The sequence below is a fragment of the Pseudomonas sp. IT-196MI5 genome (assembly GCF_949767415.1).
Classification (GTDB): Bacteria; Pseudomonadota; Gammaproteobacteria; order Pseudomonadales; family Pseudomonadaceae; genus Aquipseudomonas.
Genome location: NZ_CATKPZ010000011.1, coordinates 121,468 through 143,921 on the forward strand (window position 1 = coordinate 121,468; position 22,454 = coordinate 143,921).

Genomic DNA, 22,454 nt, shown 5'->3' on the forward strand with positions numbered 1-22,454 from the left:
TGACCCGATTGGCACTCATTAGTGCACCGGGCGGCGCGCCATGCACAGGTGGGCTAACGTATGACTGTGAGTTTTTCTGAGAGTCCTTTGGCCCTGAAGCCCTCATTCCGTTAAGATAGCCGGCTTTTTCAGGTGGGAGTCAGGCAGCATGGCGCAGCAGTATCAACCGGGGCAACGCTGGATCAGTGACAGCGAAGCCGAGCTGGGTTTAGGCACCGTTCTGGCACAGGACGGTCGCTTGTTGACCGTGCTCTATCCGGCCACTGGCGACACCCGCCAGTACGCGCTACGGAATGCGCCTCTGACCCGCGTGCGGTTTTCGCCCGGTGACTCCATCACTCACTTCGAAGGCTGGAAACTGACCGTCCGCGAAGTCGACGACATTGATGGCCTGCTGGTTTACCACGGCCTCAACGGGCAGAACGAAGTGGTCACCCTGCCGGAAACCCAACTGTCGAACTTCATCCAGTTCCGCCTGGCCAGCGACCGTCTGTTCGCCGGCCAGATCGACCCGCTGGCCTGGTTCTCCCTGCGTTATCACACTCTGGAACACACCAGCCGCCAGTTGCAGTCCTCCCTTTGGGGTTTGGGCGGCGTGCGTGCGCAACCGATCGCGCACCAGTTGCACATTGCCCGCGAAGTCGCCGACCGTATCGCACCACGGGTTCTGCTGGCCGATGAAGTAGGCCTGGGCAAAACCATCGAAGCCGGCTTGGTAATCCATCGCCAATTGCTCTCGGGCCGTGCCAGCCGTGTGCTGATCCTGGTTCCGGAAAACCTGCAGCACCAGTGGCTGGTCGAGATGCGCCGCCGTTTCAACCTGCAGGTCGCGCTGTTCGACGAAGAGCGTTTCATCGAAAGCGATGCCAGCAACCCGTTCGAAGACACCCAGCTCGCGCTGGTCGCGCTCGAGTGGCTGGTGGACGACGAGAAAGCCCAGGACGCGCTGTTCGCGGCCGGCTGGGACTTGCTGGTGGTCGACGAAGCTCACCACCTGGTGTGGCACGAAGATCAGGTCAGCCCTGAATACTCGCTGGTCGAGCAACTTGCCGAAACCATTCCCGGCGTGCTGCTGTTGACCGCCACCCCGGAACAATTGGGCCAGGACAGCCACTTCGCTCGTCTGCGCCTGCTCGACCCGAACCGTTTCCATGACCTGCAAGCCTTCCGCGCCGAGAGCGAAAACTATCGCCCGGTGGCTGAAGCCGTTCAGGAGTTGCTGGACAAGGGACACCTGTCGCCGCAAGCCCACAAGACCATCCACGGTTTCCTCGGCAACGAAGGCGAAGCCCTGCTGGCCGCCGTCAACGATGGCGACACCGAAGCCAGCGCCCGCCTCGTGCGTGAACTGCTCGACCGCCACGGCACCGGCCGCGTGCTGTTTCGCAACACCCGCGCCGCCGTCCAGGGTTTCCCGGAGCGCAAGCTGCACCCGTACCCGCTGCCGTGCCCGGATCAATACCTCGAACTGCCGTTGGGCGATCACGCCGAGTTGTACCCGGAAGTCAGCTTCCAGGCCCAACCGGACACCAGCGAAGAAGAACGCTGGTGGAAATTCGACCCCCGCGTCGAGTGGCTGATCGATCAGCTGAAGATGCTCAAGCGCACCAAAGTGCTGGTGATCTGCGCCCACGCCGAAACCGCCATGGATCTGGAAGACGCCCTGCGCGTGCGTTCCGGCATCCCGGCCACGGTGTTCCACGAAGGCATGAACATCCTCGAGCGTGACCGCGCCGCCGCCTACTTCGCCGATGAAGAATTTGGCGCGCAAGTGCTGATCTGCTCGGAAATCGGCAGTGAAGGTCGTAACTTCCAGTTCTCCCATCACCTGGTGCTGTTCGACCTGCCGTCCCACCCGGACCTGCTGGAGCAACGTATCGGTCGTCTGGACCGGATCGGCCAGAAGCACATCATCGAACTGCACGTGCCGTATCTGGAAACCAGCCCGCAAGAGCGTCTGTTCCAGTGGTACCACGAAGCACTGAACGCATTCCTCAACACCTGCCCGACCGGCAACGCCTTGCAGCATCAGTTCGGCCCGCGCCTGCTGCCGCTGCTGGAAGAGGCCGACGACGGCGAGTGGCAAGCGCTGATCGACGAAGCCCGCGCCGAGCGTGAGCGTCTGGAGGACGAGCTGCACACCGGCCGTGACCGCTTGCTGGAGCTGAACTCCGGTGGCGCGGGCGAAGGCGATGCGCTGGTGGAGGATATCCTTGAGCAAGACGATCAGTTCGCGCTGCCGATCTACATGGAAACCCTGTTTGACGCCTTCGGCATCGACAGCGAAGACCATTCGGAAAACGCGCTGATCCTCAAGCCCAGCGAAAAAATGCTCGACGCCAGCTTCCCGCTGGGCGACGACGAAGGCGTGACCATCACCTACGACCGCAACCAGGCGCTGTCTCGCGAAGACATGCAGTTCATCACCTGGGAACACCCGATGGTTCAGGGTGGCATGGACCTGGTGCTGTCCGGCTCGATGGGCAACACCGCCGTGGCGCTGATCAAGAACAAGGCACTCAAGCCGGGCACCGTGTTGCTGGAATTGCTGTATGTCAGCGAAGTGGTTGCCCCGCGCTCACTGCAACTGGGCCGCTACCTGCCGCCGGCCGCCCTGCGCTGCCTGCTCGATACCAACGGCAACGACCTGTCGGCCCGCGTTTCGTTCGAAACCTTGAACGATCAGCTTGAAAGCGTGCCACGTGCCAGCGCCAACAAGTTCATCCAGGCCCAGCGTGACCAGTTGACGCCACGGATCAACGCCGGTGAAGCGAAGATCCTGCCCCGCCACACTGAACGTGTCGCCGAAGCGCAGCGTCGCCTGGCCGCCGATACCGAAGAAGAACTGGCACGTCTGACCGCGCTGCAAGCGGTCAACCCGACCGTACGCGACAGCGAACTGGTTGCCCTGCGCAAACAACGCGAGCAAGGCCTGGCCATGCTCGACAAGGCTGCGCTGCGACTGGAAGCGATTCGGGTGTTGGTGGCGGGTTAACAGCTCTCCTCCACCGCCATAAAAAGAAGGCCCGCAGCGATGCGGGCCTTTTTGTTTACTTCAATTTCAGTAGTGCTGCTGATGGCCTCATCGCGAGCAAGCTCGCTCCCACAGGGATCTCATATGCACTGAAGATCCAATGTGGGAGCGAGCTTGCTCCGGGCGGCGTTCCGACGATAGCGGTTAAACAGTCACCGCAGAACCTTCAGGCTCAACCACCGCCACCAACCCTTCCTTCATCCGCTTGGCATCGCGCACAAAACACCGCGAAGCCAGCACCAGAAACACCACGGTGAACAACAGCGCCACCGGAATCAGGTACATCGCATCGTGCAGGCCGACCGCCTTGAAGGCTTCGGTCATCTGCCCGGCACCGTCTGACAGCATCGCCGAGTGGGCAAAGTGATCCGACAAGGCCCCGACCACCACCGGTCCCAAACCGCCGCCCAACAGATACAGCCCGGCAAAGAACAGCGCCATGGCCGTCGCCCGCAACCGCGGCTCGACCACATCCTGAATCGCCGTGTATACGCAGGTGTAGAAGTTGTAGGCGAACAGCCAGCCCACACTGAATACGGCGATAAACACACCGATCTCGATGCGCCCGGAATGCAGCGCCCACGCGGTGCAGAGCGTCGAAATCACCAGGCTGAAGGCCGCAAACAACAGCCTCCCGTTGGCAATCCGCTGGTGAATCTTGTCCGCGATCCAGCCACCGAGGGTCAGGCCGACCAACCCGGTCACGCCGACAATAACCCCGGTGGCGACCGCCGCTTCCTGCAACGGCATGAGGAAGTAGCGCTGCAGCATCGGCACCAGAAACGAATTGCAGGCATAAGTGGCGAAGTTGAAACACAGGCCGGCCATCACCAGCCACAGGAAGGTCGGCACAGCCAATACCCGGCGGATCGGCCGATCGATCTTTTCCTGCGACACCTGAACGCTCTCGGCGGCGCCACGCTTCGGCTCCTTGATGAAAAACATGAAGATCGCGAGGATCAGCCCGGGCACCGCTGCGATAAAGAACGGCGCGCGCCAGCTATCGAAGGCCTTGACCATCGCGCCGATGGTGAAGAACGCCAGCAACAGCCCCAACGGCAGCCCGAGCATGAAGATGCCCATGGCGCGAGCCCGGCGGTGAGCCGGGAACAAGTCGCCGATCAGCGAGTTGGCGGCTGGCGCATAACTGGCCTCGCCGATACCGATGCCCATGCGCACGATCAGGAAACTCCAGAAACTGCCCACCATACCGTTGACGGCGGTCAACCCGCTCCATACCGCCAGCCCCCAGCCCATCAGCTTGCTGCGCGAACCGGTATCGGCCATGCGCCCCAATGGCAAGCCGGCAATGGCGTAGACGATGGTGAATGCCGTACCGATGATCCCCAGCTGGAAATCACTGAGGTGCCATTCCATGCGAATGGGTTCGATGATGATGGCCGGGATAGTGCGGTCGAAAAAATTGAACAGATTGGCCAGGAACAACAGGAACAGGATGCGCCAGGCATTGGCCGCTTGGGTCGAGTTCTGCATGGGTCCGTCTCTTTTATTGTTTTTGGGGCGTCACTGCCCCCGGACTTTGCAATCTAGACAGGGCGGCCACACCTGTCTTTCATTATTCGCCAGGCTGATACCAACCCATGGGACGCAACCTGTAGGAGCTTTCGCAGGACGGGTATTTCGCAGTCCGTCCGGTCGTTGAAAAATACCTTTCTCCCCCCCTTCCCAAGCCGTTGGCGAAGCCTAGAATAGCGGGCTTGATTCCCCCCTGTGTCTCCACCCCTCCTTACGATAATCGCCCATGTCCGAAGCCAGTCCGTGTCTGAATTGCGGTGCCTGCTGTTCTCATTTTCGCGTGTCATTTTTCTGGGGTGAATGCGCCTCGTCCGGAGGAACGGTACCCGATGAGCTTGTCGAGCAGATCAGTCCCAGTCGGGTCGCGATGCTCGGCACCGGCTGCAAACCCGTGCGTTGCACCAGCCTGGTGGGAGACGTGGGCAGTACGGTGCAGTGCTCGATTTACGAAAAACGCTCCAGCACCTGCCGGGAATTCGACGCTTCGTGGGTCGATGGCCTGGCCAATCCCGATTGCGACGCGGCCCGTGCCGCTTTCGGCTTGCCGGCCCTGCAACCCGCATTCGAGACGCCGCAGAAACACATCGCCTGATGTATTAGCACTATTCGCTATTAAGTTAATATCAAAATGTTTGGCATCAATATGCCACTATCGCTTGCGCTCCATCCACGCCCTCTATACTCCAGGACATTCGCTGGCGCTCCTTGCGCCGGCCTGATGGATAACGATGGGGCGTGCTATGGAGTGGCCTGGTTTGCATTTCCTTACCGAGCTACCAGAGAGTGGGCAGGTCATACTTAATTGCACACATGACCCTTTTCTGGTGTTGCTGGCTTATCTGGTCGCTTGTGTCGGCAGCTTCGCGACACTGGACATGGCCGAACGGGTTGCTCACGCTGAAAAATCCGCTTCCCAAACGCTCTGGCGCTGGGTTGGCAGCGGATGCCTGGCTGGCAGTATCTGGGCCATGCACTTCGTCGGGATGCTGGCATTCCAGGCGCCTGTCGCTCTTCACTACCAACTGCCTGTCACGGTGTTCTCGCTAACCATCGCGCTGCTCGCCGCGTGGCTGGCCATGCATACCCTCAGCCTTCCCGAGCTGAGTTTGCGACAGTGCCTCACGTCATCGGTCGGGATCGGCCTGGGTATCGCGACCATGCATTACGTGGGCATGACGGCCATGCACGCCAATGCCTCGGTCTATTACCATCAGGGCCTGTTTGCCCTTTCCATCGCGATCGCGATCGGTGCCGCACTGGCAGCCTTGTTACTGGCATGGTATCTGCGCGACGGCGCCGGCATGCTGCATCAGCTCATCAAATACTGCGCCAGCCTGTTGCTCGGGGCTGGCATCCTCAGTATGCATCTCACGGCCATGGCCGCCTTCAACCTGGTGCTGCCCGAAGGCAGCCTGCCAGCGCAAACCGGCGATCACAGCCAACTGCAACTGGCACTGACCGTGGCGGTCATGACCCTGCTGATCATCGGCAGCAGCATCAGCGCGGCGCTGGCGGACAAGAAACTGCAACGCAAGGACCACGACCTGCAACGGGTCAACTCCCTGCTCGGCCAGTTGGACCAGGCGCGCAGGTCGCTGCAACAGGTGGCGCACTACGATGCGCTGACCAACCTGATCAACCGCCGCGGATTCAACCAGGTCTTCGCCGAAAAACTCATCGAGAAAACCAACAAAGGCGGGATGCTGGCGGTCATGTTCCTGGACATCGACCATTTCAAGCGGATCAACGACAGCCTTGGCCACGATGCCGGTGACGAACTGCTCAAAGTGCTTGCCGGGCACATCAAGAATTCGGTTCGCAGTCACGAGGATGTGGTCGCGCGCTTCGGTGGCGACGAGTTCTGCCTGCTTATCGACCTGCATGATCGTGAAGAGGCGCGGCAGATGGCCCAACGCATCATGCTGAAAATGAAGGAGCCCATCGAACTGGCCGGCAGGCGCATGGTCATGACCACCAGCATCGGCATCAGCCTGTTTCCGGAGGATGGCAAGACCTGTGAAGAACTGCTGAAGAACGCCGACCTTGCGCTATATCAGTCCAAGGGCCGTGGCCGCAACGGCCTGAGTTTTTTCAGCGCCGACCTGAAAACCCGCGCCACACTGGAACTGCAACTGGAAGAAGAACTGCGCCATGCCCTGCGAGAAGACACCGGCCTGATGCTCTATTACCAACCGATCTACGACCTCAAGACCGGACAGGTCAGCAAGCTCGAAGCCTTGATCCGCTGGCAACACCCGGTCCATGGTTTCCTCGTGCCGGATCGTTTTATCGCCATCGCCGAGGCCAACGGCCTGATCGCCGAACTGGACAACTGGGTGCTGCGCAAGGCCTGCGAGGATCGGGGTGAGTTGTCGCGCCTGGGTTGTGCAGACCTCAAGATCGCCGTGAACTGCTCACCCCTGAGCCTGGCACGCGTAGAACTGGCCGATGAAATCGAGTCCGCATTGCGAGCCGCCGGTGTGAAGCCCCACCAGCTGGAACTGGAAGTCACGGAAAACGCCCTGATGGGCAATATCGCCAACACACTGATGTTGCTGCGACAAATTCGTGCCCTCGGCGTGTCGCTGTCGATCGATGACTTCGGCACCGGCTATTCTTCCCTGGCCTACCTCAAGCGCTTGCCGCTCAACACACTGAAAATCGACCGCTCGTTCATCCAGGACATCCCCAAGGCCACCCAGGACATGGAGATTGTCCAGGCGATCATCGTCATGGCTCATACCCTGCACCTGCAAGTGGTCACCGAAGGGGTTGAAACCTTCGAGCAATATCAGTTCCTGGAAAACCATGGCTGTGATTTCGTTCAGGGCTATTTGCTCAGTCGGCCGGTGCCGCTGGCCGAACTGCATCCGGTGTTGAACGAAATCAATCAGCGCGAGCACGCCTGTACCGTCACGACGCTGAGCCTGGCTCACGGTACATCTGCACTAATGTAGAGGGGTCCTTTTCAAGGAACCCCTGACTCCCATGCAGGCGCATCAACTGCGCGGCCAGGCCGCTGATCGGTGTCGCCGAGCCTTGCTCTCGCGAAAACCTTACCGCTGTATCCAGATCCTTGAGCAACGTGCGCACATGCCACTTGATCGGTTCGAAGCGGTTTTCAGCCATCTGCGGGGCCAGGATCTGCAAGGGTTTCGAATCGGCAAAGCCGCCGGCCAGCGCTTCGGCGATCAGGCTGGCATCAACCCCGGAACGCTCCGCCAGCGCGACCACTTCGGCAATCACCAAGGCATTGCAGGCGACGATCATCTGGTTACACGCCTTGGTCACCTGCCCTGCCCCGACGCCGCCCATGTGCGTCACACGTTGCCCCAGGCTCAGCAGAACGGGACGAACCCGATCCAGATCCTGTGACTCGCCACCCACCATGATCGCCAGGCTCCCGGCTTCGGCCCCGACCACACCGCCGGACACCGGCGTGTCGAGCCAGCCCATGCCGGTTTTACCGGCGAGTTCTGCGGCCATTTCCCGCGTGGCGTTAGGCTCCAGGCTGGAAAAGTCCACCAGTAACTGGCCTTTCTTTGCCCCCTCGATAATGCCTGCCGGACCAAACACTACCTCGCGTACGACCGACGTATCCGCCAGGCACAACATCACCAGGTCCGCGTGCTGGCACAGTTCTGCCGGGCTGGCGACCTGGCGTGCGCCGGCCTCCACCAGCGGCTTGCACTTGTCCGGATTGCGATTCCATACCGCCAGCGGATAACCCGCCGCCAACAGGCGCCGGCACATCGGCAACCCCATCAGGCCGATCCCGGCAAATCCCAGCGCAGGTAGCATTGACATCATTTTGCCTCCTTTTGATTAAAGATCACCGAATATTGGCCGATCCATCATGACTCAGGAAAGGATTCACGCCGAGTGATGCTCAGGCCAAGGACCAAGGCATGGTCCAGGTACGCGCTGAAAAAAAGACGCGATTGTATTCCGTGACGGTTCGACGACTGCGAGTCGGCCAACCAATCAGCCCAGGTAGATGGCGAACAATGACTTCTAAAAACAACCCGGCCACAGCGGTAACCGATCTGACGTTGAGCCCCGCGGCCAACAGCCCGTCATCACCGAAGCCATTGATTCAATCGCGCCCATTGGCAACCCAGCAATACCTGTACTTCACCGAAACCAACACCGACCGTATCCTCGACAACCTCGACGGCCTGCGCGACATGGTGTTCCCGCGCGCACCGCATCTGGAGGGCGACAGCGAACAGCACAACGATCAGGAGTTCCCGTCGGTGTGTCTGATCGGCCTGGGCCGCTGCGGCTCGAACATTGCGCTGGACGTGGCGGAGCTGGTGTACAACGCCCGCAAGTTCTACCTCAACGAATTCAACAACGAAGATCGCCTGTCGCCGGACAAGCGTTTTGCCGAAACCGGCTACAGCCCGGCCCAGTGGATCCGTAACAACCTGCGCCTGGGCCAGAACAAAAACACCAAGCCGGTGTTTCTGGTCGAACCACTGGTGATGCTCGGCGACCTGGACAAGGACATCGCCGGACGCATCCGTTTCTCGCGCAAGGGCGAAAAAAGCGGTTTCCTGCGCGACTACAGCAAGATGAAAATCATGGACTTGTCGGAAGTCCACGCCGGTGGCGCCGGTAACGCGCCGATCCTCGGCCAGTACCTGGCCAAGATCATCCTGAACAAGGACACCCAGCGTTTCTCCAGCCCTGACTGGAAGATGATCCACTCGTACCTGATCGACAGCTGCGGCATCAAGGCCAATCAGTCGCGCCTGTATTTCTCGATCTTCAGTGCCGGTGGCGGTACCGGTTCGGGCATGGCCTCGGAGTTCGGTCTGGCCCAGCAGCACTCGTACATGAACAAGACGTTCGACACCAAACCGATGGACGAGCACGACAGCAAGAGCGGCCACGCCTTCGTCTTCGAACCGATCTTCACCAGTGGCATCTGCGTACTGCCGAACATTTCCGATCACCGCAGTGAAATGTCCGAGGCGCTGCACATCAACGCCGGCCGCCTGCTGTGCAAATACCTGTCGGAAGAGTGGGACTTCTCCTACAACTTCGCCAACGAAGACAGCAGCGAAGCCAGCGTCATGGGCCGCATTCGCCCCTGGAACGCGATGATGTTGATCTCCAACGACATCATGCGTTACGCCGAAGAGAACGATGACGGCAATATCCAGAACATTGATGTCAATGCCATGGAAAAGCATGCCAACCAATACATCTCACAGCAGATCTTCAACATTCTCACGGCCCAGGCGGTGACCACCGACTACGACCAGAACTACTTCCGGCGCGCCGGCATCGACATCGGCGAAACCATCCGCCTGGACGCCAACGACCTGTTCATGAGCCTGGCCGGCCCGGTGGCGATTGCCTACGCAGAGTCCGTGGTGCCGGAAACCCCGCCGCCGAGCAGCGACAAATTCAAGGTGTTCGAGAAAGAGCCGCAGCGCCTGAACATCGACGACCTGTTCTTCCGCTCGATCGACCTGCCGCACTTCAACAAGGTCACCCAGGCCATCGAAGGCATCAGCCTGTTGCCGATCGAGTCCAAGCGCTATCGCGCATCGCTGGAGCAGTACAAGAACTCGGGGTACGACGCGGCGGCCCTGCATGACCTGCACTTCTTCAAGAATTGCTCGTCGGTGGTGTCGATCGTTTCCTTGCCCAAGGACTACAAGCTGTCCTACATGGATTTGAACCGGTTGAAGACGCACCTCAACAGCCTGTTCCCCAACACCACGCTCAAGCGCTACGCGCTGGTGATCGGTGCCTCGGCCAACCTGTCGCTGACCACCCTGATCGCCAAGAGCCCGTGCCTGTCGGACGATTTCCTGACACTGATCGTGGCCTTCATCAAGCGCTGTTTCGCGAAAAACCCGTACCGCTTCGACGAGACCCTGGACAACTCGATCCTGGACTTCATCATCAACGACCAGTTCGATGAAGACCGGATCGACGAGCTGCTCAACGAATTCGAGAACCCGGCGAAGATCCTCGATACCAACTGGTACGCGATCAAGCCGATGTACGAGAAGAAGTACCGCGAGCTGATCAACGACAAGGACAAATTCGTCTCGATCAACGACATCCGCCTGTCCCGGGATTGCGTGAAGAAATCGATCAAATACCTGCGCGAGATCTACCGTCACCGCATTGGCAAGACCAAGGTCATTTCGTTGAATAACCATACGGGCAAGACTTGCTGATCCAGGTTTGATACCCAGTCGCCCCCAATCGCGGGCAAGCCCGCTCCCACAGTGTTCTCGGTCGTTCACACATGTTGTGTACACCTCCGGAACCTGTGGGAGCGGGCTTACCCGCGATGAGGCCCTTATGGGCACTGGAAAATCCGAATTCCCAACATCCAGAAACAATTGAGCAGGCGTTCAGTTGCCCTCTCAACTGTTCCCGTTACGTTTACGTCACCGTGAAGCTGTGGCCTTTCTCTACGGCAACATGCCATCACGCTACTCGGCTACACACTTTTCCCTCCGAAAGAAGCGCACCATTCAGGTGCAACCTTTAAGCCTGCGCCCTTTCCTGGACCAGAATCCACGGCGAAACAACCACGGCCCACAACTGTGGATCACGTTCAAAAAGATCCAGCGCCCGCGTCTCAGACAGCTTGGCGAGCTTGCCAGCGGCCAGCCAGGCAGCCACTTTCTCTCCTTCATCCTGGGCCACGGCCTCAGCGGCGGCGATCAAATCCAGGCCAGGATCGACCCACAATAGGGCACCCTTGGCGAAGAACGGCTCCAGCTCTTTCCAGGTAATAGATGCGGTTTCACCAAGCAGCTTGGCATAGAGGGTGCTAGGTTCTTGATTCATGGGACTGTCCGGAAAAGAAATCGACGTAGATGATAACGTCGGTGGTCTGGCAGAAAAACCCGGATGCAATTGAGTGACCGAAATGAAAAGCGCAGTAAAGCCAGGGAATGCACTGAATCCGGCTATAAGCCCTTCAAGACCCTCGCCGCAATTCTGTCTTTTTCTTTCAATAAAGCGACACTTGCAGGTTTTGCCCCCCGGCGCCGCCTTCCCAGGCTGACAATCGGCGCTCTACACTGTACCGGTACAGTTGCCGGGGGGCATTTCCGGGGGGATGTCGTGGATATCTGACCCGGTTCTGCTGCCATCGGCGCCAGGACTATAAAAACTACAACAGTAAGAGTGGAGCACTATGACTAAGGCTACTAAGCAGATTTCCAAACTGTTTGCCGCTATGGTTCTGGCCGGGGTTGCCAGCCATTCGTTCGCAGCTGACACCATCAAGATCGGCATCGCCGGCCCTAAAACCGGTCCTGTAGCCCAATACGGCGACATGCAGTTCAGTGGCGCCAAAATGGCCATCGAGCAGATCAACGCCAAGGGCGGCGTGGACGGCAAGAAACTCGAAGCCGTTGAATACGATGACGCCTGTGATCCAAAACAAGCGGTAGCGGTCGCGAACAAAGTCGTCAACGATGGCGTCAAGTTCGTGGTCGGTCACCTGTGCTCCAGCTCCACTCAACCGGCTTCGGACATCTACGAAGACGAAGGCGTGATCATGATCACCCCGGCTGCCACCAGCCCGGACATCACCAGCCGCGGTTACAAAATGGTGTTCCGCACCATCGGCCTGGACAGCGCCCAGGGCCCTGCCGCCGGTAACTACATTGCCGATTTCGTAAAACCGAAAATCGTTGCCGTCCTGCACGACAAACAGCAATACGGTGAAGGCATCGCCACCGCCGTGAAAAAAACCCTGGAAGGCAAAGGCGTGAAAGTTGCCGTGTTCGAAGGCATCAACGCCGGCGACAAAGACTTCTCGTCGATGATCTCCAAGCTCAAGCAAGCCAACGTCGACTTCGTCTACTACGGCGGCTACCACCCGGAGCTGGGTCTGATCCTGCGTCAATCCCAGGAAAAAGGCCTGAAAGCCAAATTCATGGGTCCGGAAGGCGTGGGTAACGACTCCATTTCGCAGATCGCCAAGGACGCTTCCGAAGGCCTGCTGGTGACCCTGCCGAAGTCCTTCGACCAGGATCCGGCCAACATCGCCCTGGCTGATGCGTTCAAAGCCAAGAAAGAAGACCCGAGCGGTCCGTTCGTGTTCCCGGCCTACTCGGCTGTGGAAGTGATCGCCGAAGGCATCAAGGCTGCCAAGTCCGAAGACTCCGCCAAAGTGGCTGAAGCCATCCACGCCGGCACCTTCAAGACCCCGACTGGCGACCTGAGCTTCGACGCCAAGGGCGACCTGAAAGACTTCAAATTTGTGGTTTACGAGTGGCACTTCGGCAAACCTAAAACTGAAGCCAAGCCTCAGTAAGGCGTTGCCTGACTGACTGCCAATAAAGCCCACGGCGTGCCGTGGGCTTTATTTTACGAACGTATTGGGCCGCGCTGGCGTGATCCGCCAGTCTCCCCACCTGAAAATCTCAAAACCGTCATCAGCGGTTCGCTGGCAAACCCCGAATTCGAAGTGGATGCAGATCCACGGGGCTCGGGCGGGAAAATGACTCCACCAGTGAAATGCGTATCAGGTTTTTAGGAGCGCTGTAATGCCTGACATCTATCACTTTTTCCAACAGCTGGTTAATGGTCTGACCATTGGCAGCACGTATGCCCTGATCGCCATCGGCTATACGATGGTTTACGGCATCATTGGAATGATCAACTTCGCCCACGGCGAGGTGTACATGATCGGCTCCTACGTGGCGTTCATCGCCATCGCGGGCCTGTCCATGATGGGACTCGACAGCGTTCCGCTGTTGATGACCGCCGCTTTTCTCGCGACCATCGTCGTGACCAGTGCCTACGGCTACAGCATCGAACGGATCGCCTACCGCCCCTTGCGCGGCAGCAACCGTCTGATCCCGCTGATTTCCGCCATCGGCATGTCGATCTTCCTGCAGAACACGGTTCTGCTGGCGCAAGACTCCAAGGACAAATCCATCCCCAACCTGATCCCCGGCAACTTCTCCATCGGGCCAGGTGGCGCACATGAAGTGCTGATTTCCTACATGCAAATCGTGGTGTTCGTGGTGACCTTTGTCGCCATGCTCGGCCTGACGCTGTTCATCTCCCGCTCTCGCCTGGGTCGCGCCTGCCGCGCCTGTGCCGAAGACATCAAGATGGCCAACCTGCTGGGTATCAACACCAACAACATCATCGCCCTGACCTTCGTCATCGGTGCCGCACTGGCGGCCATCGCGGCCGTGCTGCTGAGCATGCAATACGGTGTGATCAACCCGAACGCCGGTTTCCTGGTCGGCCTCAAGGCCTTCACCGCCGCGGTACTGGGTGGTATCGGCAGCATCCCCGGCGCCATGCTCGGGGGGATCGTGCTGGGGGTGGCGGAAGCCTTTGGTGCCGATATCTTCGGCGACCAGTACAAGGACGTCGTGGCGTTCGGTCTATTGGTTCTGGTGTTGTTGTTCCGGCCAACCGGCCTGTTGGGACGTCCGGAGGTTGAGAAAGTATGACTAGGAATCTTAAACAGGCACTGTTCAGTGCCTTGCTGGTGTGGGCCGTTGCCTACCCGGTACTCGGTCTGAAGCTGACCATCGTCGGCATCGACCTCGAAGTCCATGGCACCAGCACTACAACGCTGATCACCATCGCCGCGTGCTCGGTGCTGATGTTCCTTCGTGTACTGTTCGACCAGCAGATCAGCTCGGCCTGGCGCTCCTCGCCCAGCATGCCGCTGATTCCGGCCAAGGCCAGCAACTTCCTGACCCTGCCGACCACCCAACGCTGGATCATCATCGCGCTGATCGCCGGTGCGCTGATCTGGCCGTTCTTCGGCTCTCGCGGCGCGGTAGACATCGCCACGCTGGTGCTGATCTACGTGATGCTCGGCCTTGGCCTGAACATCGTGGTCGGCCTGGCCGGCCTGCTCGACCTCGGTTATGTCGGCTTCTATGCCGTCGGCGCCTACAGTTATGCGCTGCTGTCGCACTACTATGGTTTGAGCTTCTGGATCTGCCTGCCGATTGCCGGGATGATGGCGGCCACCTTCGGCTTCCTGCTGGGCTTCCCGGTCCTGCGTCTGCGTGGTGACTATCTGGCGATCGTGACGCTGGGCTTCGGTGAAATCATCCGGCTGTTCCTGCGTAACCTGACCGGCCTCACGGGCGGGCCGAACGGCATCAGCAACATCGAGAAACCGACGTTCTTCGGCCTGACCTTCGAACGTAAAGCGGCTGAAGGCCTGCAGACGTTCCACGAGTACTTCGGCCTGGAATACAACTCGATCAACAAGGTGATCTTCCTCTACCTGGTGGCGTTGTTTCTCGCGCTGTTCGCCCTGTTCGTCATCAACCGCTTGCTGCGCATGCCTCTGGGCCGTGCCTGGGAAGCCCTGCGTGAAGACGAAATCGCCTGCCGTGCACTGGGTCTGAACCCGACGATCATCAAGCTTTCAGCCTTCACCCTGGGTGCCTGCTTTGCTGGTTTCGCCGGCAGCTTCTTCGCCGCGCGTCAGGGCCTGGTGACACCAGAGTCCTTCACCTTCATCGAGTCGGCCACCATCCTCGCCATCGTGGTGTTGGGCGGAATGGGCTCGCAACTGGGTGTCGTACTCGCGGCCACGGTAATGATCCTGTTGCCGGAAATGATGCGTGAGTTCAGTGAATACCGCATGTTGATGTTCGGCGCCTTGATGGTGCTGATGATGATCTGGCGTCCTCAAGGTCTGCTGCCCATGCAACGTCCTCACATGGAGCTGCGCAAATGAGCCGCGAGATCCTCAAAGTAGAAAACCTGAGCATGCGCTTCGGCGGCTTGCTGGCGGTCAACGGCGTGGCCTTGAGCGTGAAGGAAAAACAGGTCGTGGCATTGATCGGCCCTAACGGCGCCGGCAAGACCACCGTGTTCAACTGCCTGACCGGCTTCTACAAGCCAAGTGGCGGCAGCATCCTGCTGGACGGCGAGTCGATCGAGGGCCTGCCCGGCCACAAGATCGCCCTCAAGGGCGTGGTGCGCACCTTCCAGAACGTGCGGTTGTTCAAGGACATGACCGCGGTCGAGAACCTCTTGATCGCCCAGCACCGTCACCTGAACACCAACTTCCTGTCCGGTCTGTTCAAGACGCCGTCGTTCCGCAAAAGCGAGCGCGAGGCCATGGAATTCGCCGAGTACTGGCTGGACAAGGTCAACCTCAAGGCGTTTGCCAACCGTCCTGCCGGCACCCTGGCCTACGGTCAGCAACGTCGTCTGGAAATCGCTCGCTGCATGATGACCCGTCCGCGGATCCTCATGCTCGACGAACCGGCCGCAGGCCTGAACCCGAAGGAAACCGAAGACCTCAAGGCGCTGATCAGCATGCTGCGTGAAGAGCACAACGTCACCGTGCTGCTGATCGAACACGACATGAAACTGGTCATGAGCATTTCCGACCACATCGTCGTGATCAACCAGGGCACGCCCCTGGCCAACGGCACGCCGGAGCAGATCCGCGACAATCCTGAAGTGATCAAAGCCTACCTGGGGGAAGCGTAAATGCTGCAGTTCGAAAACGTTTCCACCTTCTACGGCAAGATCCAGGCCCTGCACAGCGTCAACGTCGAAGTCCGCCAGGGCGAGATCGTGACCCTGATCGGTGCCAACGGTGCCGGCAAATCGACCCTGCTGATGACGCTCTGCGGTTCGCCGCAGGCCCACAGCGGCAGCATCCGCTACATGGGTGAGGAACTGGTCGGCCAGGACTCCTCGCAGATCATGCGCAAGAGCATCGCCGTGGTACCGGAAGGCCGTCGGGTGTTTTCCCGCCTGACCGTGGAAGAAAACCTCTCCATGGGTGGTTTCTTCACCGCCAAAGGCGACTATGAGGAACAGATGGACAAGGTCCTCGGACTTTTCCCACGCCTGAAGGAACGCTTCGCCCAGCGTGGCGGCACTATGTCCGGTGGCGAACAGCAAATGCTCGCCATCGGCCGTGCGCTGATGAGCAAGCCCAAGCTGTTGCTGCTCGACGAGCCGTCGCTGGGCCTGGCACCGATCATCATCCAGCAGATCTTCGACATCATCGAACAACTGCGCAAGGACGGTGTGACGGTGTTCCTGGTCGAACAGAACGCCAACCAGGCGCTGAAAATCGCTGACCGTGCCTACGTGCTGGAGAACGGCCGGGTGGTGATGCAAGGCACCGGTGAAGCATTGCTGACCGACCCGAAAGTGCGCGAAGCGTACCTCGGCGGCTAAGCCATTGCGGTAAACAGAAAACGGCCTTCGGGCCGTTTTTTTTATGCCGGCAACAACCTCGCAAACAATGAAGATCCATTGTGGGAGCGAGCCTGCTCGCGAAAGCTGTGTGTCTGCCAACAAAGATGTTGAATGATAAACCGCATTCGCGAGCAGGCTCGCTCCCACAGGGTCTATACGGTGTCAGATGTTTTTTGTCACAGCCGATCCAGCACCTCCCCACTGCGCTTGAACCACCCGATCAAATAATCCGCCAGCACCTGCGTGCGCTTGGGCAATCCGCCCTGATACGGATGCACCAGATACATCGGCATGCTGCGGGTCTGATAATCGCGCAGGAGCCATCGCAAACGCCCGTCGGCCAGTTCTGTTGGCAAACAGTAGGATGGCAGGCGCGCAATACCGGCACCGACCAATGCGGCTTTCTTCAACAGGTTGTAGTGATTGCTGGCGAACGGCCCTGACACCCGCACCCGCAACAATTCATGCTGCTGGTGATACAGCCATTCTTCGCGGCCGCTGTAATGGCTGTTGAGCAGGCAACGATGTTCGGCCAGCGCCTGGGGCGTTTGCGGTTCACCGTATTGCTCCAGGTAAGCCGGGCTGGCGCAGGTCAGTTCTTGCCAAGCCAGCAACGGACGCGCCACCAGTCGCTGGTCAATTGCCACGTCAGAACGAATCGCCAGATCGAAGCCGTCGCGGGACAGTTCGCGGTAGCTGTTGTTGAGCTCCAGTTCGATCTGCACCTGGGGATACCTGGCGGAGAACTCCAGCAACAAGCCATCGAAGAAGGTTTCCCCGAGTGATACCGGAACTGTCATCCGTACCGGGCCGGCCATGTCGTCCTTCAGCCGCGCCAGCGCCTGACGCGCCCGCTCGACTTGCACCACCAGCGCCTGAGCCTGTGGTAACAACGCAGCACCGGCTGCCGTCAGGCTCAAACGGCGAGTGGTGCGCTGCAACAGCACCACACAAAACTGCGCTTCCAACTGGCTGATGCGCTTGGACAGCTGACCTTTGCTGCAACCGAGCTGCTGCGCCGCCAGGGTGAAACTTCCCGCTTCGATCAATACGGCGAACGCGGCCAGGTCATCCATCTCGCTCATGGATTGTTTCCATTTGAAAACCAAAGGTTGCCTATTAGTGCGCTTATCTAGAGAAAAAACCACCCTAAACTGATGCCTTGTTCAACCCATAACGAGGATCAGCTTCCATGAAAATTCTTTTGATCGGCGCAGGCGGCACCATCGGATCGGCTATCGACAAAGAACTGTCGCAACGCCACGAAATCATTCGCATAGGTCGCACCAGCGGCGACTTCCAGGTGGACATCAGTGACAGCGCCTCAATTCGCAAACTGTTTGCGCAGACCGGCAAATTCGATGCGCTGGTGTGCGCCGCTGGCAACGTGACCTTTGCCCCGCTCAATGAGATGACCGAGGAGAGCTTTACCCTGGGCCTCAAAGACAAGCTCATGGGCCAGGTCAATTTGCTGTTGATCGGTCGCGAATTCGCCAACGACGGTGCTTCGTTCACCTTCACCACTGGCGTACTCAGTCACGATCCGATTTACAGTGGTGCCTCGGCAGCGTTGGTCAACGGTGCACTGGACAGCTTCGTCCGGGCCGCCGCCATCGAACTGCCGCGTGGCCTGCGTGTGAATTCGATCAGCCCGAACGTCCTCGTCGAGGCCATGGGTAAATACGCTCCATACTTCCGTGGCTTCAAGCCGGTTCCTGCGGCGGACGTAGCCTTGGCCTACGCCAAAAGTGTGGAAGGGTTGCAGACCGGTCAGACCTTTCATATCTGAAGACCGAACAACCCGAGTTGTACCAGTGCCTGTACAAAGTGGAGGCAATAACGGGTTGTGATGAACGGTCAGCCTGAGTAACGTGGCGGCACTTGTCAGGAGACCCCAAGATGCGTGTTGCCCGTTCCTTAGTCCTCGTAGCCCTGCTTCCGCTGTTCACCGCTTGCCAGTTGTTCGAGGGTGAACGGCAGAGCGTTTCCCATGCCGGCCAGACACGCATGCAAGGCCAGTTGACCGCGGCGGACGGCAAACTGCTGTTCCAGCCGTGTAACCAGGCAAACCGCTACGTGGTCAACGACACGGGCGGTACCAGCGTCCTGCAGCAGGCCGCAAACCTGGCGGACAAGCAGGGCAAACTGTTTGCCGACGTGCGTGGGCGGGTTGTGGCCGGCAGCGGTGGTGACGGCCAGCTCGATCTGGAGCAGTTGTACCGCGTCGAGCGCTCGGGCACCGCCTGCGACGATCCGAATTTCAAGCTGCTGACCCTGCGCGCCGCCGGCCATACGCCGGAGTGGAACGTCAAGGTCAGCGGCAAAGGCATGGTCATTGACCGCGCCGGCCAGCCGCCCCTCGCCGTGCCCTACGTGGAAGAGCAACTGGGCGACGGCCGTTTCAACCTCAGCACCGAAGTCAATAACCAGCACATCGAACTGTGGGTTGCGCCGCAACGTTGCGTCGACAACAGCACCGGCAGCGTCCAGCACATGAGTGCCGAGCTGCGCGTTGACGGCCAGGTCCAGCGTGGATGCGGGTATTTCGGCGGCTCGCGCGACGACTGATTCGACGAGAGGCGGTTTTTGCCTCACTGGACGCTGTCTTTGGGGCTTATAATCGCCGGCTTCAAACGCCCTGGCGCAGTTGTGCGCCCCGCGAACCGGATCCCGCCATGTTACGAATCACCGAACTCAAGTTGCCGATCGACCATCCCGATGAAGACCTGCGCCCTGCCATCGTGCAGCGCTTAGGGCTTGCCAGCGATGACCTGCTCGATTTCACCTTGTTCAAGCGCAGCTACGATGCGCGTAAAAAGTCCTCCGAACTGTGTTTCATCTACACCATCGACCTTGAAGTTCGCGATGAGGCGGCGGTACTGCACAAGTTCGCTGATGACCGTAACGTCAACGTGGCTCCGGATGTCAGTTACAAAGCGGTAGGCCAGGCACCGGCCGAACTGAGCGCACGTCCGATCGTCGTCGGCTTCGGTCCGTGCGGGATTTTCGCCGGGCTGCTGCTGGCGCAAATGGGCTTCAAGCCGATCATCCTCGAGCGCGGCACCGAAGTACGCCAACGCACCAAGGACACCTGGGGCCTGTGGCGCAAAAGCGTGCTCAACCCCGAGTCCAACGTGCAATTTGGTGAAGGCGGCGCGGGGACATTCTCCGACGGCAAGCTCTACAGCCAGATCAAGGATCCGAAATTCCTCGGTCGCAAAGTCCTGCACGAATTCGTCAAGGCCGGCGCGCCGGAAGAAATCCTCTACGTCAGCAAACCGCACATCGGTACATTCCGTCTGACCGGCGTCGTGGAAAACATGCGTGAGCAGATTCGCGCCCTCGGCGGCGAAGTGCGCTTCCAGCAGCGGGTCACCGACGTGCTGATCGAGGACGGGCAACTGGTCGGCGTCGAACTCAACGGCGGAGAGCAGATACATTCAAAGCACGTGATCCTCGCCCTCGGCCACAGTGCCCGCGACACCTTCCGCATGCTTCACGGCCGAGGCGTGTTCATGGAAGCCAAGCCGTTTTCGGTGGGTTTCCGCATCGAGCACCCGCAATCGCTGATCGACCGTGCGCGCCTGGGCAAATACGCCGGCCACCCGAAACTGGGCGCCGCCGACTACAAACTGGTGCACCACGCCAAGAACGGCCGTTCGGTCTACAGCTTCTGCATGTGCCCGGGCGGCACCGTGGTGGCGGCGACGTCCGAGCCGAACCGCGTGGTCACCAATGGCATGAGCCAGTACTCGCGCAACGAGCGCAATGCAAACTCCGGGATCGTCGTCGGCATTACCCCGGAAGTCGACTATCCGGGCGGCCCGCTGGCCGGTATCGAGCTGCAGGAACGCCTGGAGTCCCACGCTTTTGTGCTGGGCGGCAGCAACTACGAAGCGCCGGCGCAACTGGTCGGCGATTTTATCGCGGGCAAACCGTCCACCGAACTGGGCAGCGTCGAACCGTCCTACAAGCCGGGTATTGCCCTGGGTGATCTGGCGTTGGCACTGCCGGCGTTCGCCATCGAAGCGATCCGCGAAGCCTTGCCGGCGTTCGAAAAGCAGATTCGTGGTTACTCGCTGCACGATGCGGTGTTGACCGGCATCGAGACCCGTACCTCCTCACCGCTGCGCATTACCCGCAACGAGTCGTTGCAGAGCCTGAACGTGAAAGGCCTGTTCCCGGCCGGTGAGGGTGCCGGTTATGCGGGCGGGATTCTGTCGGCGGGCGTTGACGGGATTCGCATTGCAGAAGCAGTGGCTCGGGACATCCTTGGCCTGGAAGCCTGATACCCGATCCCGTAAACAATGCAAAACCCTGTGGGAGCGAGCTTGCTCGCGATAGCGGTAGATCAATCAACATATGTGTTGAATGTGGCGCCGCCATCGCGAGCAAGCTCGCTCCCACACTGGTTTCTGTGTCTGATGAGTTTCAGATATTGGCGCGCAACACGCTAGCCGGCAGCGCCTCACCCCGCTCCACCGTCGCTGCCACTGCAGCCATCAAACCACTCAATTCATACCCCTGAGCCTTGAGCCAGTCCTGATCGTAATAGGTCGTGGCGTAGCGCTCGCCGCTGTCGCACAGAATCGCCACCATCGACCCCGTCTCCCCCTGCGCCTTCATGTGTTGAGCGGCCATCAGTGCGCCGATCAGGTTGGTCCCGCTCGACCCGCCCACATGGCGTCCCAGACGCTGCGCCAGGTAGTGCATGGCCGCCAGTGACAGGGCATCCGGCACTTTGACCATCGCGTCGATCACCTTGGGGAGAAACGACGCCTCCACACGCGGCCGACCGATACCTTCGATCCGCGAGCCGTGGTCCAGTCGCAGGCTGGCATCGCCGGTCTGGTAGTAATCGAAGAACACCGAGCGCTCGGCATCGGCACACAGCACGCGGGTGCAATGCTGGCGATAACGCACGTATCGGCCCAGGGTGGCCGTGGTGCCCCCGGTACCGGGGCTGGAGATCAGCCAGCTAGGCTCGGGATGCTGTTCGAAACGCATCTGCTGAAAGATCGACTCGGCAATGTTGTTGTTCGCCCGCCAGTCGGTGGCGCGCTCGGCGTAGGTGAACTGGTCAATGAAGTGCCCGTCGTGCTCGCGGGCCAGGCGCTCGGACTCTGCATAGATCTGGGTCGGATCGTCCACCAGGTGGCTTTGGCCGCCATAGAAGGCGATTTGCGCGATCTTTTCTTTCGAGGTAGTTGCCGGCATCACTGCAATGAACGGCAGGCCTAGCATGCGCGCGAAGTACGCTTCGGAAATCGCCGTGGAACCGCTGGAAGCCTCAATGACCGGCGCCCCTGGCTTGAGCCAGCCATTACACAGCGCGTACAGGAACAGCGAACGGGCCAGTCGGTGCTTGAGACTGCCCGTGGGGTGGCTGGATTCATCCTTGAAGTACAACTCGATGCCTGGAAAACCCGGCAGCGGCAAGGGGATCAGGTGGGTGTCGGCGCTGCGCTGGAAATCGGCTTCGATGATCCGGATCGCTTCGCGGGACCACTGTCGGTTGTCGCTCATGATGGATTTCTCGTTGAATCGGGCAGGAGTCGGCCTTTTATCAAGGCTCATCCGACAAGCTTAGGTAAAAACCTACATCCAGCACAGATACAGCTGAGGTCCAATACGCCCGACAACTGCTAGGCTCAACTCGGTACTGGCGGCTCACTCTGTAACG

17 protein-coding genes are annotated in these 22,454 nt (G+C 59.7%); 12 read left to right on the top strand and 5 right to left on the bottom strand.

The genetic code is table 11. The features are described from left to right. The first annotated feature begins 148 nt into the window (after window positions 1-148). Window positions 149-2,995 carry an RNA polymerase-associated protein RapA gene (gene rapA, locus ACM6IK_RS08135; RefSeq protein WP_414873897.1) on the top strand — a complete coding sequence of 949 codons (2,847 nt, stop codon included), beginning with the start codon at window positions 149-151 and terminating at the stop codon, window positions 2,993-2,995. Between the two features lie 183 nt (window positions 2,996-3,178). Here rapA and ACM6IK_RS08140 read toward each other — a convergent pair whose 3' ends face one another. Then, window positions 3,179-4,528 carry a spinster family MFS transporter gene (locus ACM6IK_RS08140; RefSeq protein ID WP_414873898.1) on the bottom strand — a complete coding sequence of 450 codons (1,350 nt, stop codon included), beginning with the start codon at window positions 4,526-4,528 and terminating at the stop codon, window positions 3,179-3,181. Between the two features lie 268 nt (window positions 4,529-4,796). Between ACM6IK_RS08140 and ACM6IK_RS08145 the strand changes: the two genes are divergently transcribed. Further along, window positions 4,797-5,162: a YkgJ family cysteine cluster protein gene (locus tag ACM6IK_RS08145; RefSeq protein ID WP_108216743.1), complete on the top strand. Its 366-nt coding sequence runs from the start codon at window positions 4,797-4,799 to the stop codon at window positions 5,160-5,162. A 148-nt stretch (window positions 5,163-5,310) separates the two neighbouring features. Beyond that, complete coding sequence (locus tag ACM6IK_RS08150; protein WP_414873899.1) at window positions 5,311-7,527, top strand: putative bifunctional diguanylate cyclase/phosphodiesterase; 2,217 nt, start codon at window positions 5,311-5,313, stop codon at window positions 7,525-7,527. On the opposite strand, the gene ACM6IK_RS08155 is transcribed toward ACM6IK_RS08150, so the two are convergent. Continuing rightward, the gene (locus ACM6IK_RS08155) at window positions 7,484-8,380 is read right to left on the bottom strand and encodes an NAD(P)-dependent oxidoreductase (protein WP_414873900.1); all 897 of its coding nucleotides are present in this window, start codon (window positions 8,378-8,380) and stop codon (window positions 7,484-7,486) included. The genes ACM6IK_RS08150 and ACM6IK_RS08155 overlap by 44 nt on opposite strands. A 197-nt stretch (window positions 8,381-8,577) precedes the next feature. Between ACM6IK_RS08155 and ACM6IK_RS08160 the strand changes: the two genes are divergently transcribed. Next, window positions 8,578-10,773 (top strand): hypothetical protein, encoded by a 2,196-nt coding sequence (locus ACM6IK_RS08160; protein WP_414873901.1) that lies wholly within the window; start codon window positions 8,578-8,580, stop codon window positions 10,771-10,773. 316 nt (window positions 10,774-11,089) lie between these two features. Here the strand turns inward: ACM6IK_RS08160 and ACM6IK_RS08165 are convergent, their stop codons facing one another. Further along, window positions 11,090-11,395 (bottom strand): DUF2288 domain-containing protein, encoded by a 306-nt coding sequence (locus ACM6IK_RS08165; RefSeq protein WP_414873902.1) that lies wholly within the window; start codon window positions 11,393-11,395, stop codon window positions 11,090-11,092. Between the two features lie 352 nt (window positions 11,396-11,747). Here ACM6IK_RS08165 and ACM6IK_RS08170 point away from each other — a divergent pair, with 352 nt between their 5' ends. The 5 genes from ACM6IK_RS08170 (at window position 11,748) to ACM6IK_RS08190 (ending at window position 16,750) form a co-directional block, all read left to right on the top strand. Beyond that, a complete protein-coding gene (locus ACM6IK_RS08170) occupies window positions 11,748-12,875 on the top strand; it encodes a branched-chain amino acid ABC transporter substrate-binding protein (RefSeq protein ID WP_414873903.1) in 1,128 nt (375 codons plus the stop codon). 232 nt (window positions 12,876-13,107) lie between these two features. Further along, window positions 13,108-14,031 carry a high-affinity branched-chain amino acid ABC transporter permease LivH gene (gene livH / locus ACM6IK_RS08175; protein WP_008147295.1) on the top strand — a complete coding sequence of 308 codons (924 nt, stop codon included), beginning with the start codon at window positions 13,108-13,110 and terminating at the stop codon, window positions 14,029-14,031. Then, window positions 14,028-15,284: a high-affinity branched-chain amino acid ABC transporter permease LivM gene (locus ACM6IK_RS08180; protein ID WP_414873904.1), complete on the top strand. Its 1,257-nt coding sequence runs from the start codon at window positions 14,028-14,030 to the stop codon at window positions 15,282-15,284. The genes livH and ACM6IK_RS08180 overlap by 4 nt, the downstream gene beginning before the upstream one ends. Further along, on the top strand, window positions 15,281-16,048 hold the full coding sequence (gene livG / locus ACM6IK_RS08185; RefSeq protein WP_108216735.1) for a high-affinity branched-chain amino acid ABC transporter ATP-binding protein LivG: 768 nt from the start codon (window positions 15,281-15,283) through the stop codon (window positions 16,046-16,048). Before ACM6IK_RS08180 ends, livG begins: the two co-directional genes overlap by 4 nt. Next, window positions 16,049-16,750, top strand: a complete 702-nt coding sequence (locus tag ACM6IK_RS08190; protein ID WP_108216734.1) for an ABC transporter ATP-binding protein — start codon at window positions 16,049-16,051, stop codon at window positions 16,748-16,750. A 197-nt stretch (window positions 16,751-16,947) separates the two neighbouring features. Here the strand turns inward: ACM6IK_RS08190 and ACM6IK_RS08195 are convergent, their stop codons facing one another. Then, window positions 16,948-17,856, bottom strand: coding sequence for a LysR family transcriptional regulator (locus tag ACM6IK_RS08195; protein ID WP_218430303.1), 909 nt, complete (start codon window positions 17,854-17,856; stop codon window positions 16,948-16,950). A 107-nt stretch (window positions 17,857-17,963) separates the two neighbouring features. Between ACM6IK_RS08195 and ACM6IK_RS08200 the strand changes: the two genes are divergently transcribed. The 3 genes from ACM6IK_RS08200 to ACM6IK_RS08210 all read left to right on the top strand — a co-directional run bounded on the left by ACM6IK_RS08200 (window position 17,964) and on the right by ACM6IK_RS08210 (window position 21,060). Further along, on the top strand, window positions 17,964-18,560 hold the full coding sequence (locus tag ACM6IK_RS08200) for a short chain dehydrogenase (RefSeq protein ID WP_414873905.1): 597 nt from the start codon (window positions 17,964-17,966) through the stop codon (window positions 18,558-18,560). Between the two features lie 110 nt (window positions 18,561-18,670). Further along, a complete protein-coding gene (locus tag ACM6IK_RS08205; protein ID WP_414873906.1) occupies window positions 18,671-19,339 on the top strand; it encodes a COG3650 family protein in 669 nt (222 codons plus the stop codon). 107 nt (window positions 19,340-19,446) lie between these two features. Further along, window positions 19,447-21,060 carry an NAD(P)/FAD-dependent oxidoreductase gene (locus ACM6IK_RS08210; protein WP_414873907.1) on the top strand — a complete coding sequence of 538 codons (1,614 nt, stop codon included), beginning with the start codon at window positions 19,447-19,449 and terminating at the stop codon, window positions 21,058-21,060. Window positions 21,061-21,202: 142 nt separating this feature from the next. Here ACM6IK_RS08210 and ACM6IK_RS08215 read toward each other — a convergent pair whose 3' ends face one another. Next, window positions 21,203-22,300, bottom strand: a complete 1,098-nt coding sequence (locus ACM6IK_RS08215) for a PLP-dependent cysteine synthase family protein (protein WP_414874305.1) — start codon at window positions 22,298-22,300, stop codon at window positions 21,203-21,205. Between the last annotated feature and the right edge of the window lie 154 nt (window positions 22,301-22,454).

Excerpts from the sequence above, each read along its gene's own strand:
- rapA (WP_414873897.1), top strand. The coding sequence starts at position 149 with ATGGCGCAGCAGTATCAACCGGGGCAACGCTGGATCAGTGACAGCGAA.
- ACM6IK_RS08140 (WP_414873898.1), bottom strand. The coding sequence starts at position 4,528 with ATGCAGAACTCGACCCAAGCGGCCAATGCCTGGCGCATCCTGTTCCTG.
- ACM6IK_RS08145 (WP_108216743.1), top strand. The coding sequence starts at position 4,797 with ATGTCCGAAGCCAGTCCGTGTCTGAATTGCGGTGCCTGCTGTTCTCAT.
- ACM6IK_RS08150 (WP_414873899.1), top strand. The coding sequence starts at position 5,311 with ATGGAGTGGCCTGGTTTGCATTTCCTTACCGAGCTACCAGAGAGTGGG.
- ACM6IK_RS08155 (WP_414873900.1), bottom strand. The coding sequence starts at position 8,380 with ATGATGTCAATGCTACCTGCGCTGGGATTTGCCGGGATCGGCCTGATG.
- ACM6IK_RS08160 (WP_414873901.1), top strand. The coding sequence starts at position 8,578 with ATGACTTCTAAAAACAACCCGGCCACAGCGGTAACCGATCTGACGTTG.
- ACM6IK_RS08165 (WP_414873902.1), bottom strand. The coding sequence starts at position 11,395 with ATGAATCAAGAACCTAGCACCCTCTATGCCAAGCTGCTTGGTGAAACC.
- ACM6IK_RS08170 (WP_414873903.1), top strand. The coding sequence starts at position 11,748 with ATGACTAAGGCTACTAAGCAGATTTCCAAACTGTTTGCCGCTATGGTT.
- livH (WP_008147295.1), top strand. The coding sequence starts at position 13,108 with ATGCCTGACATCTATCACTTTTTCCAACAGCTGGTTAATGGTCTGACC.
- ACM6IK_RS08180 (WP_414873904.1), top strand. The coding sequence starts at position 14,028 with ATGACTAGGAATCTTAAACAGGCACTGTTCAGTGCCTTGCTGGTGTGG.
- livG (WP_108216735.1), top strand. The coding sequence starts at position 15,281 with ATGAGCCGCGAGATCCTCAAAGTAGAAAACCTGAGCATGCGCTTCGGC.
- ACM6IK_RS08190 (WP_108216734.1), top strand. The coding sequence starts at position 16,049 with ATGCTGCAGTTCGAAAACGTTTCCACCTTCTACGGCAAGATCCAGGCC.
- ACM6IK_RS08195 (WP_218430303.1), bottom strand. The coding sequence starts at position 17,856 with ATGAGCGAGATGGATGACCTGGCCGCGTTCGCCGTATTGATCGAAGCG.
- ACM6IK_RS08200 (WP_414873905.1), top strand. The coding sequence starts at position 17,964 with ATGAAAATTCTTTTGATCGGCGCAGGCGGCACCATCGGATCGGCTATC.
- ACM6IK_RS08205 (WP_414873906.1), top strand. The coding sequence starts at position 18,671 with ATGCGTGTTGCCCGTTCCTTAGTCCTCGTAGCCCTGCTTCCGCTGTTC.
- ACM6IK_RS08210 (WP_414873907.1), top strand. The coding sequence starts at position 19,447 with ATGTTACGAATCACCGAACTCAAGTTGCCGATCGACCATCCCGATGAA.